We start from the raw sequence: 15037 nt of genomic DNA on the forward strand, positions 1-15037 counted from the left end.
TTTCAAAGACCATTTTTTCTTCTTCGCTAATCTCTCTCAGCGACAAGTGTTATCTTATCATATACACTTTTCTCTGTCAACAAGTTTTTTCATTTCTTTTTAATCAATTTTTGTTGATTTATTTCTTATCTGAAATGTTTTGTTGTTCTTGCGACGTGTTTTATCTTACCACCTCTACAATACATAATATTTCTCTATATTCCTAGTTATATTAAATTATTCTTATTTATCTAATAATTCCTTTTAGTTTCTTTGTTTTCTTATTATTGATACACTAGGAATAGTGTTCATATGATTGTATCACTAAACTAGCAAATCTCTAGTATTTAATATTATTTAAGTATCTAAAACATAGATATAAAGAATATTTTTATCATAATCCATAACCCCAAAATCAAAATTATAAGCTGCCATATTCATACTATCATCTGGATATTCTTCTGCAGCCCTATCTCTAAAATAATAAGCACCATTTTTGATATCTCTAGGAATTTTACCTAGATACTCTCCATATATATACTCTTTATCTCCAAAATAAATTTTTCTTTTTTTCTCAGCACTTATAGGTAATCCATACCAGCTACTGTTCTGTTTTATGTCATTAATAAACTCATCTTTATCCGAATCACTAATTTCTATTATAGAGAAATACTCCCCATCCCCATTGAATCCTCCATGAGTATCTTTTTCTGTTAATATTGAGGAGTATTTAGGTATATCTATTCCTATTGTTCTTTTATAAAAATTTTTTTCATCTATATATTTTACTATCCCAATTATCAAACTAAATGAAAATATAAAAGTAAAAAACCATAAACTTGTTTTTAAAAACTCGAATTTACCTATAGATTTATATTCAATTGATATCCAGACAATGAACATTACACATAATCCCAAACCTACAGATCCCTTTATAAGTATGGGTATATCAATTAATAATAATATTAATAAACTTAGTAATATTACCACTCCAAGCTTCTTAGACATGTAGACTTCTCCTTATTCTACTTTCCACAATCTATATTTGTTAATATTGAACTCTCTAAAGCCCTCATTCTTATATCTTTTCCTTAAAGCCTGTTCAAAGCTCTCTTTTAATTCAGAATATGCAGTCTCATCTTTTACCTTCTTTATCTCTACTAATGAATCTATGGACAACTCTTCTGTGATATATTCTATGTCTATTGTTTTTGTTACTTTATATTGTTCTAGATTTTGTTTAGCTATATACCCATCTACGTTTATTATATTTATAAAAGCACAAAACACGAACAATGTTATAATCAATGCATGTTTAAATGCAATCTTTCTCCATATATTAATTATATATAGAAGAAATACTATTCCTAAAAAGGCTAAACCAACTTTTACAGAAAATCTTAATCTTGTAAAGCCATATTTATCTATATACATATTCATTTTATAGTTAGATGAAATAATCATATTTGAAGTTAATAAAATTAAATATGTGTATTGTATTTTTAAGATGTTTCTATATTTAGAGACAACATCTCTTGTAAGAAAGCTACATATAGCTATAATTATAAAGTTTATTATCACTACAACAACTAACTGCATAAAGCCCTCTCTTGCATATTGTGAATACAGCGCTCCTATTGAATTTTTATTTATATATAAATTAGGAATTTGTATTAATGTATAGATAGTATATAACCCTAATAATGATATAAGAAAACTTATAATTATTAGTGGTGATATAGTTTTTTTGATACTTACTCTAGGCGAGGCTTTATAATCACTAGTTCCAAGGAAAACCGCCACACTATATAAAAATATCCAAATCATTAATAACATTCGTAATATCCATTGTTCTAGCCCTATATTTTTAAAGTTAAATAATTGTTTTAAACTTGAAAAAATCGAAGAAATAAACTGACTGAAATATAAATCTGATTGGGAAAGTAGGCTTATCAATATAATTGCAAAAGGTATAAATATCAAAAATCCTACTATTACTGCATTAATACTGTCTCTATGTGTTCCTTCTTTTTTATTGATTTTTATAGTATTTTTAAATTTTCCAAAACTGATTTTAATGAATATAAATGGAGTAAGTATAGTTTCAGATAAAAATGCTCCTAAAGACCTAAAAGATATACTGAAATCATTAACTAGAGCATTTGCTAAGAGAATATTTATGACAGGTAGAAGTAGTACGTTTATCCATTTTATAAAAGCTACATTATATATCCCAAAGTAAAATGAAGTAACAAGACTTAAGATAAGAAAACCCAAACCTAGGATACTTTTCTTTATTTTATTTTTATTATTTATAAAAAAGCAAGTCAGAAATAATATATTGAAAATGGCAATATTTATCCCTAATGGTCTTAAATCAGAAGCTACTTGTCCTATAAGAAAATCAAATAATATTGTTAACACTAATGAATATATAATTATCATAGAATTACTACTTGAAGCTTTTTCTACCATTCTTTTATTTCGTTTTTTCCTGCTAACTATATATTTAAACCACTGAGAGTTTTGAGGCAGGTTCACAAAGGTTTCTAATATATTATAAGAAGCATATCCTATATCTAAATCTATCATAGCCTCTACTGCCCTCATAAGATTAGAACTTTCTCCATAGGAAAGCATTAAAAATTTATCCTCCGTAAGTATATTAAAAAATCCCTCTTCATTCTCTATTTCTATAAAATAAAACAATTCCTCATTATTAAGCTTATTAGATTTAAACTTAAATCTTACATCATAGTCTTCTTTTACAATAAGTTTAATGATTTTTTCTATACCATTCTCATTTTCACATTCAAACTTTATAAATCCAAAAGCATTATCTAACTTTTTACATAAGATATCATTTCCCTTTGATGGAATTACATTAACCCACACATTATTCCTCCTCTACAAACTCTAAAATATCACCCGGCTGACACTTCAGCTCCTTGCATATAGCCTCTAAGGTTGAAAATCTTATAGCCTTAGCCTTATTATTTTTTAATATAGATAGATTAGCATTCGTAATTCCTACTCTCTCTGCTAATTCATTTAAAGACATCTTTCTTTTAGCCATCATAACATCTAAATTTACTATTATAGGCATATTTACGCCCCTTTCTCTTACACTGTATAATCATTTTCCTCTTTAAATTCTATTGCATTTTCAAAGACTTTTGATAAAACATATATAAATAATCCAGCAAAAATAAATATTAAAAACTCCATATCAGTATGGATTCCTGTGTTATCAATGTAAATAAGTTTATATTGTCCGCTAGAAAAATTTATTATGAGATTTATAATATAGCATGTAGCTACTGTAATGCAACATATTGACATTCTTTTTAACGCTTTAACATTTTCTCTTGTAAATGGATTTTCTTTAACTAAACTATCCATTATAGATCTTATATTAAAAACTATAATAAACACACAAAAACAACCAATTATAAGTAATAAAAATACTCCAAAGCTTTCTAAATTAGTTATTTCTCCTTTCAATTTAAAAGCTTGTTTTAATGCTTGAAAAAAATATAAAGCACCTCCTACTAATAAAATATCTAACATAATTTTTAATGCTTGAGATAATGATTTTTTCCCATAGTATTTCATATAAATTCACCTCGTATATTTAAACTATTTTTATTCCTATATGAGCATTATATATCCTCATTAAACAAATTACAATATATTTTTATTGTTATTCAATAAAAATATATTGTTTTATTGTCATTTCCTCTCCAAAATCTTCTGCACTCCTATGTTCCTATGTTTTTGCGTTCCTATGTTCTTATGTTCCGCTGTTTCTATGTTTTTGTGTTTCAGTGTTCTTATGTTCCTGTGTTCAAGTGTTTTTATGTTTTTATGCTTTTGTGTTTTTATGTTTTTATAGAATATGATCATAGAATTAAATTGATTTTATGAGACTTTAGAAGAAGTCTCTACAGGATAGGAGTAAAAAAATAAGGAAATCACAAAATAGTTTGCAATTTCCTCTTTATTATTGAAGTTCTTTTAATTTTTCATCTATTAAACTTAAGACATATTTTCTATCTTCAAGATTGTTTTCAAAATCTAAAGAATCTACATTTATTTTTAATACTGGTGATATATCATAAGCATTAAAGTATTCAGTATACTCCTTATTAAGAGTTTCCCAATAAGCTCTTTCAACTACCTGTTCGTAGTCTCGTCCTCTTTTTCTTATCCTATTAATAGCTTGGTCTACTGATATTTCTAAATAAACCATAAGCTTCGGTGCTTTAACGTGTTCTAATATATTTTCTAAAAGTTCCCTATAAACATCAAATTCTTCTGATGTCATATCTCCAGTTATCTCTAATAACTTTGCAAAAATAGCATCTCCATATATACTTCTGTCCATCACAGAATTTTCTAATTCTGCTGCTTCCTTTATATACTTGAATCTATTATTTAAAAAGAATACTTGAAGTGCAAAAGCATACTTCTTTCTATCATAATAAAACTTCTCTAGTATTGGATTATTTACAACAGGTTCTTTAAATGCTGTATACCCTAGCTCTTCTAAAATATTCATCAAAGTGCTTTTTCCTGATCCTACTACACCATCTATAACAATCATATCCCAAATTCCTTTTCTATCTACTTTTTTTAATATCTCACTATACACATTGAACTGCACTCTTATTTTCCTCCTTAGTTAGCAGGAATATTCACTATTAACGTTATAAAAAACTACGTGATCTTTCCATTCACCATTTATAAATAAATATTTTTCACTTATTCCAAGTTCCTTAAAACCACAGCTTCTAAGAACTCTTTGAGACTTAGTATTTTCAACCATAGCAGTAGCTTCTATTCTATGGAGTTCTAATTCACTAAAAGCATATTTAAGTACAAGCTTAACAGCTTCCTTCATATATCCCTTTCCCTGTTCATTTTCATCAATAGAATATCCTATAAATGCATTTCTAAAAACTCCATAAACTATGTTTGATATTCTTATTTTTCCTATAATCTTGTTATCTTTAAATATTCCTAAGTCTATTCCGGTCCCATCAATAAGCTGTTTATAACTTTCCATTAAAATAGAATATTGTACCTCATAGGTATAAAAACTTCTATCTTTTTGAGGCTCAAATTCTTTTAAATGATTAAAGTTCCTTATATAATAATCTAACATTTCTTGAGCATTATCAGGAGTAAGATTTTTAACTTCAATATTGCTCCCTTTTAGCTCTATAACAGAAGGTTTCCTATTTTTAATTCTGTAATCATACATATTAAGGCCAAAAATAAGTTCACTTTTATGAGCACCAGACACTATTAGGCTATCACTCAATACTCCCTCTAACTCAAAACCTACTAATAACAAACTGTTTATAGGCATGTCTTCACTTACATATAAGTTAATCTTATAGAATTTTTCTTTTTCAAAAAAATAACTAGCTATGTTTATAAGTGAATCTCTTAAAAGTTCTTTTTTTTCACTCTTAAAAAACTTAAGTCTTAAAGAACAGCTCTTGTTCTCACGATCTAAGTTTATTACGTTTATTTTACCTATATTTAGTTTTAAATAATCTTTAATAGAGTACTCAAAGTCACTTTTACCTATAGGCTCAATGCTCACTCCAAACTTACTTGCCATAAGTCCATCTCCTAGATTAGCGTATATTTGTGCATACTTAACATTTCATAATTATATCACAAATAGAACTCCTCTTCACTTAATAATTTACTATTTACACTTAAAGCATTATAATCTTAATATTGTTTTATATTAATTATTATGGAAGGTAGTGATTTTATGAATAAACAGAACATCGGTAAAATAAAATTATTCTTAATAGGACTTGAGAATAGATTTAGCGAAAACAGTTCTATATTTAAAAATATACATGTTGTTTATAAATCTGGTTTAAAAGAATTTAAGGGAGTAGGTAGTTATAATGAGGAAAATATCTCATATAATTTTAATGGGAAGACAGAAAACTACACTCTATCTGAACTTTGGAACAGAGTAACTAAAGAAGCTGAAAATTATGACGAGGTTTCTATTCTATATAGAGAGCGTGGAACCGACATTTTAATCACTGGGGATAACAAAAATGTAAAAATGCAGAACAAAGAAGTGCCAGAAGATTCTACAATAATTTCTTCTAATGAAGCAAAAGAAACTTCTCCAGCTAACCATTCGCAAGAAACTTCTACTCTTTTAAACAGAGACTACTACATAAAGGTCGGAAAAGCGGATGCATTGTTAAAAGAAATCGGCATAATGAGTAAAGACGGGAAAATTAAAAATAATAAGATACGTAAATACAATCAAATAGACCATTATGTAGAACTTTTAGAGGGCGTTTTGGATTCACTTCCTAAAAATAAAGTTATTACAATTTTAGATTGTGGATGTGGAAAGTCTTATTTAACCTTTGTTTTGAACTATTATTTAACTGAAATAAAGAGAAGAAAGTGTAAGTTTATAGGGCTTGATATATCTGAAGGAGTTATTAATTCTTCTAAAGAAATGGCTAAAAATCTTGGTTATAGAAATATGGAGTTCCATGCTATAGATATAAAAATGTATAAACCTAAAGAAAAGATAAATGTCGTTATGTCTTTACATGCTTGCGATACAGCTACAGATATGGCTCTAGCTCTAGGAATTAAACTTGAGAGTGATTGTATTATAGCTGTTCCTTGCTGCCATAGACAAATGCTTTCTCAATATAATTACGAACCTTTTGAAGGAATTACTAAACACGGCATCTTAAAAGCAAGACTTGCAGATGTTTTAACTGATGGAATGAGAAGTATGATGTTAGAAGCTAAGGGGTATGATGTTTCTGTAGTTGAGTATATATCACCTTTAGAAACTCCTAAGAACTTAATGATAAGAGCTTTAAAAACCTCAGATGAGAATTACGATTTAATGAGTGAGTATTTAAATTTGATGAGTTCTTTAAATGTATATCCTGCTTTATATGAGTTTTTAAATGAAGGATGGATGGCAGAATAAGAATTTAATCTGATTGGGGGGTTTTATGAGGAAATTTAAAAGAAAGGTTGTTTTTCTCTCTATTTTAGCAGTATTTTTTGTTTCTATAGGTTTTTATACTTGTTACAAATTATTCAACAAACCTACAGATAAAGTCGAACAATGGGTTTCAACTGATTCAACAGAAAATACTAAATTTATCTCTCAAGAAAGTATTATTGACAAAATACACGAAACTCAAAAATTAATCACCCTAGAAGCAGATCTAAAAGAAAGAATTTTGCTAAATGATAGCTGGGGAGAGTGGGAAGTGTTTAAAAAAGTCAAAGGAATAACTTTTTACGGGAAAGGTAGTTATTCATTAGATTTTTCAAATATAGATAAAGGGAACATAAAAATTGATAAATCTCAAAATTCAATTTCTATAACATTACCAAAACCTATCGTTGAAGATGTAACCATATATGAAGAAAAAACTGTTTATGAAACAACTACTAATGGTTTATTAAGATTTGGAGATATAAAGTTATCCCCAGAACAGACTATTTCTATTTCTAAAGAGGTAAAAAAACTAATGAAAGATAAAATGGTGGAAGATGAGCTTTACTCCAGTGCTGAAACTAACGCAAAAAGCTCTATTGAAAAACTTTTGAGGCCCTTATTTCCTAATGAATCCACAATCATTGATATATATTTTGTATAATAAAAGAGTCCTAAGATAGGACTCTTTTATTATAGTTATCCACAGTATATATTTTTATAAACATGCTTATCCACAATTTTTCATTACTTATCAACTGTTTTCTGTGGATACTTTTTATATATTTAAAATATCTTTAACCACTTGTGAAGCTATAATCATTCCTGCAACTGGTGGAACGAAGCTAATACTTCCTGGTATTTGACGTCTTATGGTACATTTTTTAGTACCACCTGTACATACACACCCTGTTTTACAGGTTACTACATCTTCTGATTTTGGCTTTATTGGAATTTCCTCAGAATATACAACTTTTAATGACTTAACTCCTCTTTTTCTAAGCTCATATCTCATAACTTTAGCTAAAGGGCATACTCTTGTCTTATATATATCTGTTACTTTAAACTGAGATGGATCAAGTTTATTACCAGTTCCCATAGAACTCATTATTTTTATATTTTTATCTTGGCAATACACTGCAAGTGCAATTTTTGCAGATACAGTATCTATAGCATCAACTACATAGTCAGTATCTTCTGAAATAAATTCTGGAATATTCTCTTCAGTAACAAATGTTTCATAAGTTATAACATTACATTTTCTGTTTATAGAAAGAACTCTTTCTTTCATAACTTCAACTTTTGACTTGCTTATAGTACTATAAGTTGCATGCACTTGTCTGTTTAAATTAGTAAGACAAATAGTATCATCATCAATTAAAACAAGGGTACCTACTCCTGCTCTAGCTAATGATTCTACAGTATAACTTCCAACTCCACCTATTCCAAATACAATTACTTTAGAATTTTTTAATTTTTCTAGTCCCTCTGAGCCTATTAAAAGCTCTGTTCTAGATAATGAATGTTGCAACATATGGCATTTCTCCTTTATATATGAAAGTTACAATTACATAATTAATTGAATCACTATATCATTTTAGTTTATATTTTATAATAAAACAATACGTACTTTTATTGAGTAAAATAATTCCTAAGGTTATAATGTATAAGAGTAATATTTTCTGGGAGGAATTTAAATGATTATAGGAATAATTGCCGCAATGAATGAGGAACTAGAAATTCTTCTAAAGGATATGCACGTTCAATCAACAGAGGAAAAAGCTAAAATGACTTTCAATAAAGGAAGTTTATGGGGAAAAGAGGTTATCGCAGTAGTATGTGGCGTTGGTAAGGTTAATGCAGCTATTTGTACTCAAATATTAGCTAGTGAATATAAAGTAGATACAGTAATAAATGTTGGGGTTGCTGGAGGAATAGGTAAAGATATTTACCCAGGCGATGTAGTAATAGCTAACAATCTAGTAGAGCATGATATGGATACTACAGCTTTTGGAGATAAACACGGTCAAATTCCTAGACTTGACACTTTTGATTTTAAATGTGATGATGAGTTGGTTAAATTTGCATTAGAAGCTTGCGATGAAGCCAAAGATATTAAAACATTTTTAGGAAGAATAGTTACTGGAGATCAGTTTGTTGCAAATATAGAAAAGATTCAATGGTTATCTTCTGAATTTGAAGCTTTTGCTTGTGAAATGGAAGGTGGAAGTATAGCTCATACTTGTTATTTAAATAGTATACCATTCGTAGTTATACGTTCCATTTCTGATAATGCTAACAACGGAGCTCATATGGATTTTGAAAAATTTGTTCCAATTGGAGTTAAAAACTCTACTACTATTTTAGAAAAAATGATTAAAAAGATGTAAATCAGGGATTTCCCTGCTTTTAGTATGAATAATAAGGTGTAGTTTACTTAAATTTAGTAAACTACACCTATTTTTAATTTAAAATTCTTCTTATTCTTCCTATTTTACTCCAAGGTACATCTGCAATTTTAACGTAGCTTTTGGAATTAGAAGATTCAATCCATTGATTGTTTCCTATATACATACCTACATGTCCTATATCTGAATAGAATAGAAAGTCTCCTAATTTTACATTTTCTTTTGAAACCTCTACCCCATTATTTATCTGATCATAAGTAGTTCTACCTATATTTATTCCTGCTTGTTTAAATCCCCAATATAAAAATCCTGAACAGTCAAAAGACCTATAGCCTTTATCTACGTACTGCTGAGCTAAATTATATTCTCCACTTTGAGCTGCAGCTGGAAATCTTACTTTTATCTCATTTAAAAACGATGTTGTTAAAAGTTCTCCTGCACCTCCATATACATAAGGTGCTCCTATTTGAGCTTTTAATATATTTAAAATAGCAGTATATGTTTTAGATATATCCTCTTCATTTGACGCCTCTACTTTTTTAACATAGTCCTTGAGCACATATCCAACTTTACCATTATAATTTATGTTAACCCAATCTCCAGAAGTTCCTAATATCTTAAAGGAGTCCCCAGGTAATAAATAACCTACAACTGCACTAGTATAATCTGAAGTAGGTTTATCTCTAAGCCTCAAATTAGTACTTACATTAACAACTATCCCTATCTCCTCTACAGTTTCAGGCGGGTTCGTAGGTGTAGTAGGTGTAGAATCATCTACAAGTTTTATATAATCCTTATGTGCATATCCAGAAACACCATTTGCATCTATACTATACCAATCTCCGCTCTGGCCTTTTATACTAATTGATTGTCCATTAATTAAATACCCCACTATAGCGGAAGATGTGTTTGCTTCTTTTCTTATTCTTAAACTTGAACTCACATTAATAACTTGTCCCTTGCTTTTAACTGGACTTGTTGGATTGGTAGGATTGGTTGGATTTTCGGGCGTGTTTGATCCTGAGACTTCTTTTACATAGTCCTTGTACACATAACCTATTGTTCCATTTATATCTATACTATACCAATCTCCTGATTTACCTTTGAGATTAATCTCTTGTCCATTTTTTAAAGTTCCTATTATTTGCGCTGAAGTACTAGCTCCGCCTCTTATATTTAAAGCACTACTGACGTTAATAACTTGTCCTTTTGATGATGTATTTTCATTTCCACTTGGTGGATTAGTTACTGGGGTAGCACCAGCTTCTTTAACATAATCCTTATATACATATCCAACTACACCTTTTGCATCTATATTATACCAGTCACCTGATTTTCCTTTAATATCAAACTCTTGTCCATTTACTAGATAACCAATAACTTCAGAGTTAATATCGGCAGCCTTTCTTATTCTTAGATTACTACTTACGTTTACAACTTGTCCTTTAAGCTGAGCCACAGATTGTATCGAAACATCATTTGTTTGCTGTACTGCATTAGCTTCTTCACCTAAAATATGCGAACTTGCCGAAACGGTAGCTGCTACTATTAATAGCTGAGTTATTTTTTTCTTATTCACCTTTACATCCCACCTTACTTCTCTGGATTATTCTTCTAAATTAATTATACTTTAATTTTCGAGAAAGTTAATGTTTTATTTAATAAAATTTTAATTAACAAAAAAACTAAGTTAAGAATCTTAATATTTTTTTCCTAACTTAGCTTAAATCTAATAATTAAAACAAATCTCTATCTATATTGAGTTTTTTACATACCTGTTTTAAACTTGATTTGTCATTTATATTTACTTTAAATAATATATATTGTGCTAAAAATCTTTCAAAGGGTAGCCAGCTTCCATGGGTCATTGGTAATATATATCTTACTCCACCTCTCATCTCTCTAAACAAAGAGGTTCTACTTCCTAACGGAATTGTTTCATCTAATAATGCATCAATAAAAGTAACCTTTGATTTATCTATAAAATGAGCATAAGAAAGAGGATCTATTTTAAATAAAGGATGTATTTCACTAGATTTACATAACTCTGCCAAAGTCATTTTCTTAACTTTTCCAAGTTGCTGCCTGTAAGTTTCATAAAGTTTTTTCTTATCATGAAGAAAATATTCTTCCCTAAGACCAGCTTTGAACAGTCTTCTCACAAAAGCCGCTGTAGGCGAATTATGTAATATCTTAGGCAAATGTCCCCCTGTGGTCATAAATATACCTTTATTTATTCTTTTATCAATAGACATTGTTATGGAAGACAGCATTCCCCCTAAACAATATCCCATTATTAAATTATTAGGTTTCCAGATTCCTTTTTGTTCTAATAAATCTATAGTTGATCTAACATCTACAACAGCGTGTTCCCAAAACTTATACATTCTATTAATATCAGGATATAAAAAGCTTCTGCCGCTAACTGAGCCACTCTCTACTCTTGTATAATTCCCTGGAAGAACTGGTATAGCACAATGCACTCCAGCTGATGCTAGATGACTTCCCATCCATAAGAAAAATCTTATATTTCTACTACCTAAGCCATGAAGAAGTATAACAGACGCCCTTACTTCTTTCTTAGGTTCAAAATTATACACCTCAACAGTCTCCGTACCTATTGCAGGTGCCTTATACAAAGTTTCAAACTTAGTATAGTTACATCTATAATTTACACCCTTCATTATATAGCCCTCTACATATTTAATAGGTTTGGTTCTGTATCTAAAGTCTATATCCATTTATAAAATTCCTTAAAATTAATATATAAACAGTATATTCATTTTATCGCTAGAGAGACACTCTCTTGTTCTCAAGTAAATCCTCAAACTAGCATAAACATTATATATTCTTCCGCTTTATTCTTTTGTTCTTTTATTCTTTAAACTATAAATTCTAGCTAGTAAAATTTAAAAAGGTGCAGCAAAATATTTTTGCTACACCTTATATTAACTACTAGTGTTTAATGTGCTCATGATTATTTAAGTGATCCATACAATACTCATGCTCACCACCACATTTGCTACAATATCTAAACTCCATATCAGGATTTGTTCTTTCTGTTACTCCGCATATAGTACATCTATGCATTGTTCTTTTCATTTCAATTACATTATTTTTATATTTTCTATGAACCTTTTTATTTCTATTAACTAAAGATTCGTATATGTCTCTTCCAAAGAATAAAATGAAGTTTAATAAAGCTACTATAATCACAATCTTTGTTGTTAAGCTTCCTGCTGCAAAGGAAAAGGCCAAAAAAGCTCCACTAAGCCAACCTAAATATTTCATCTTAACTGGAAGTACAAAGAATACTAATATTTCAAAGTTAGGATAAATATATGCAAATGCAAAAAACAATGACATATTTAAATATGTTGGAACCCCTATTCCACCGGTTATAAAAGTAGCTATTATAGTTCCTAATATTCCAACTAAATAATATATGTTGAATTTAAAAGCGCCCCACTCATACTCTAAAGAATTACCTATCATATAATAGAAATATAGAGTTATCAAAGTCCAAAAAGAATTTCCTTCTGGTATGAATATGAAAGTTATTAATCGCCACACCTCGCCATTTAATATTGATGAGCGGCTTAATGCCAATCTATATGCTATATTAGCAGCTGGAATCATATACTCAATAAATAGAACCCCTGCAGTTATAATTACTATATATTTCATTAATCCATGTATTGCGTATCGACCATATTTTCTCTGTAATTTATCTAAAAATCTCAAATCCCTTAACCTCCTCAATATAATTAAGTCTCATAGTCATTTATTATTACTATACTATCATTTATCTTAATTGGAATCAACTTAACTATATGGATACTAATAACTTTTTCTATCTATATTTTATCTGCTATTAGTTAATAAGTATATATGCTGATATAATAAAAAACTGCATAGATAATTTTTTCTATGCAGCCTTTTGTTTACTCCTTACTTAAATCAATATCAAAATCTTTTTCGTGTATATCCCTAAACTCTATTTTAAGAGAATCTATATTATCAAAACTAGTTGCATCAAATGATAGAACAACCTGAACTTTGGTTTCATCTCCTTCTACTGAACTCTGAGAACGTCCATCTGAAAGTTTATATATGTTTCCTTTATCATCTACTAAACTTATTTTACCTACAGATTTATAATCAGCTTTATCAATTATAAATGAAACATCTGTCCCCGTTGAATTCATGGTAGCTGAAATATTATTAATATACTCATTTTCATTAGAAGCAACGTATTTTACATCTTTTTGATTTTTAAATTTATCATCTAGCTTTATGTTACTTTCCCATTGTCCATCTATTTCTTTATATAACACTACTCCAGCTTCATCTAATTGTTTTATTGTATCTACATCTAGTTTAGCTTCTACATCTTTAGCAAATCCTTCTGGAAGATTATCTTTAGAATTAGCATATAATTCTAAGTGATTAATTTTTAATGTTATATTGCTTAAATCTTTAAATTTTCCATCAGAAAATAAAACAATATTATAAATTACCTCACCTTTATCTCTATCAAAATTAATATTACCTTCAGTTCCAGTAAATTGAATTAAGTCGTTTGTTTCATCATCATATACATCTAAATCAACTTTCATTACATGGAAGTACTGTAGTAAACTCTTATCATCAAATTTCATATTCAATGATAATATTAATTTATTACTCGTATATGTTATATTATTTGCTTTTATATCTACCCCACTACTTCTCATAATAGAGTCTTCACTTATTTCTTGAATGTACCCATTATTAATAGCTTTCTGTACTCCACCATCTCCAAACAAAGCAGATCCAAGCTCAGCAATAGCATCTATTCTAAACATAAAAGTTCCTATAATTGAAAGTCCTATAATCGCTGCTGCAATTTTCTTTATATTTAGTCCTCTAATTTTAGTGGACTTACTTCGTATTTGTTCAAATGCCATTTCTTTTTTTCTTAGTATACTATCAGGGATTTTTATATCTTCATCTAATATGTTTTCTATTTGACTTTCAAAATCATATTTCATTTATACGTCCCTCCAATTTAATATTTCCAGTATTTATGTTGACATAATACATTTTTAATTTTTGTTTAGCCCTACTTAGTCGTGACTTGATGGTTCCTTCTTTTTCATTAAGAATTTTCCCTATTTCTTTAGTAGTAAGTCTATTCACATAATACATAACCACTACAGTCCTATATTCTTGTGATAAAATTTCTAACATATTATCAAAATCTATCTTGCTATCTATGTCATCGCTTATAGTTAAATTTAACTCTTGATTTTTAATTTCATCATAACTTTCTATATACACAATCTTATTTTTAGCAATTATGTCATTACACTTGTTAATTAGAATTTTAATTATCCATGTATTAAAGTATTTTGTATTTCTAAGATCTTTAATTCCAGTGAAAGCTGAAAGTATGGTTTCTTGAATAGCATCACCTATATCTTCCTCATTTTTCAATCTTGTTTTTGCTACTTTATACATTTGTATCATGTAACCATCTATCAACTTAATAAATGACTCTTTATCCCCTTTTCGAGCTTTCTTTATTAATAGCTCCATTAATATTCCTCCTAATACTACATATGCGCATATGTTTTATACATTAGTT

Annotated in this window: 15 protein-coding genes; 3 read left to right on the forward strand and 12 right to left on the reverse strand. The window is 28.6% G+C overall.

Annotated elements, in window-relative coordinates:
• Positions 1 to 336: 336 nt before the first annotated feature.
• The 6 genes from B3N22_RS07365 to B3N22_RS07390 form a co-directional block, all read right to left on the reverse strand.
• The gene (locus B3N22_RS07365; RefSeq protein WP_286905924.1) at positions 337 to 987 is read right to left on the reverse strand and encodes a hypothetical protein; all 651 of its coding nucleotides are present in this window, start codon (positions 985 to 987) and stop codon (positions 337 to 339) included.
• 12 nt (positions 988 to 999) lie between these two features.
• Positions 1000 to 2874 (reverse strand): DUF4153 domain-containing protein, encoded by a 1875-nt coding sequence (locus B3N22_RS07370; RefSeq protein WP_286905926.1) that lies wholly within the window; start codon positions 2872 to 2874, stop codon positions 1000 to 1002.
• 1 nt (position 2875) lies between these two features.
• Positions 2876 to 3085 carry a helix-turn-helix domain-containing protein gene (locus B3N22_RS07375; protein WP_021803858.1) on the reverse strand — a complete coding sequence of 70 codons (210 nt, stop codon included), beginning with the start codon at positions 3083 to 3085 and terminating at the stop codon, positions 2876 to 2878.
• A gap of 17 nt (positions 3086 to 3102) precedes the next feature.
• Positions 3103 to 3594, reverse strand: coding sequence for a DUF2975 domain-containing protein (locus B3N22_RS07380; RefSeq protein WP_238905128.1), 492 nt, complete (start codon positions 3592 to 3594; stop codon positions 3103 to 3105).
• A gap of 388 nt (positions 3595 to 3982) precedes the next feature.
• Positions 3983 to 4585: a deoxynucleoside kinase gene (locus B3N22_RS07385; RefSeq protein WP_315114308.1), complete on the reverse strand. Its 603-nt coding sequence runs from the start codon at positions 4583 to 4585 to the stop codon at positions 3983 to 3985.
• A gap of 78 nt (positions 4586 to 4663) precedes the next feature.
• Complete coding sequence (locus tag B3N22_RS07390) at positions 4664 to 5611, reverse strand: GNAT family N-acetyltransferase (protein ID WP_181602065.1); 948 nt, start codon at positions 5609 to 5611, stop codon at positions 4664 to 4666.
• Between the two features lie 159 nt (positions 5612 to 5770).
• Between B3N22_RS07390 and B3N22_RS07395 the strand changes: the two genes are divergently transcribed.
• Together B3N22_RS07395 and B3N22_RS07400 are read left to right on the forward strand one after the other, a co-directional pair.
• Entirely contained in the window at positions 5771 to 6982 is a 1212-nt protein-coding gene (locus B3N22_RS07395) for a class I SAM-dependent methyltransferase (RefSeq protein WP_286905931.1), read from the forward strand.
• Between the two features lie 25 nt (positions 6983 to 7007).
• Complete coding sequence (locus tag B3N22_RS07400) at positions 7008 to 7664, forward strand: DUF4230 domain-containing protein (protein ID WP_286905932.1); 657 nt, start codon at positions 7008 to 7010, stop codon at positions 7662 to 7664.
• 114 nt (positions 7665 to 7778) lie between these two features.
• On the opposite strand, the gene B3N22_RS07405 is transcribed toward B3N22_RS07400, so the two are convergent.
• Complete coding sequence (locus tag B3N22_RS07405; protein WP_073022757.1) at positions 7779 to 8534, reverse strand: tRNA threonylcarbamoyladenosine dehydratase; 756 nt, start codon at positions 8532 to 8534, stop codon at positions 7779 to 7781.
• Positions 8535 to 8697: 163 nt separating this feature from the next.
• On the opposite strand from B3N22_RS07405, the gene B3N22_RS07410 reads away from it, so the two are divergent.
• Complete coding sequence (locus B3N22_RS07410; protein ID WP_238905136.1) at positions 8698 to 9390, forward strand: 5'-methylthioadenosine/adenosylhomocysteine nucleosidase; 693 nt, start codon at positions 8698 to 8700, stop codon at positions 9388 to 9390.
• Positions 9391 to 9463: 73 nt separating this feature from the next.
• Here B3N22_RS07410 and B3N22_RS07415 read toward each other — a convergent pair whose 3' ends face one another.
• The 5 genes from B3N22_RS07415 to B3N22_RS07435 all read right to left on the reverse strand — a co-directional run bounded on the left by B3N22_RS07415 (position 9464) and on the right by B3N22_RS07435 (position 14988).
• Positions 9464 to 10987: a C40 family peptidase gene (locus B3N22_RS07415; RefSeq protein ID WP_286905936.1), complete on the reverse strand. Its 1524-nt coding sequence runs from the start codon at positions 10985 to 10987 to the stop codon at positions 9464 to 9466.
• Positions 10988 to 11144: 157 nt separating this feature from the next.
• Complete coding sequence (locus B3N22_RS07420; RefSeq protein ID WP_286905938.1) at positions 11145 to 12092, reverse strand: alpha/beta hydrolase; 948 nt, start codon at positions 12090 to 12092, stop codon at positions 11145 to 11147.
• A 271-nt stretch (positions 12093 to 12363) separates the two neighbouring features.
• On the reverse strand, positions 12364 to 13152 hold the full coding sequence (locus tag B3N22_RS07425) for a rhomboid family intramembrane serine protease (RefSeq protein ID WP_286905940.1): 789 nt from the start codon (positions 13150 to 13152) through the stop codon (positions 12364 to 12366).
• A 200-nt stretch (positions 13153 to 13352) separates the two neighbouring features.
• Positions 13353 to 14441: a hypothetical protein gene (locus tag B3N22_RS07430; RefSeq protein ID WP_286905942.1), complete on the reverse strand. Its 1089-nt coding sequence runs from the start codon at positions 14439 to 14441 to the stop codon at positions 13353 to 13355.
• Positions 14431 to 14988, reverse strand: coding sequence for a sigma-70 family RNA polymerase sigma factor (locus B3N22_RS07435; protein ID WP_286905943.1), 558 nt, complete (start codon positions 14986 to 14988; stop codon positions 14431 to 14433). The genes B3N22_RS07430 and B3N22_RS07435 overlap by 11 nt, the downstream gene beginning before the upstream one ends.
• Between the last annotated feature and the right edge of the window lie 49 nt (positions 14989 to 15037).

This window comes from Clostridium sp. UBA1652, from assembly GCF_002320975.1.
GTDB lineage: Bacteria > Bacillota > Clostridia > Clostridiales > Clostridiaceae > Clostridium_T > Clostridium_T intestinale.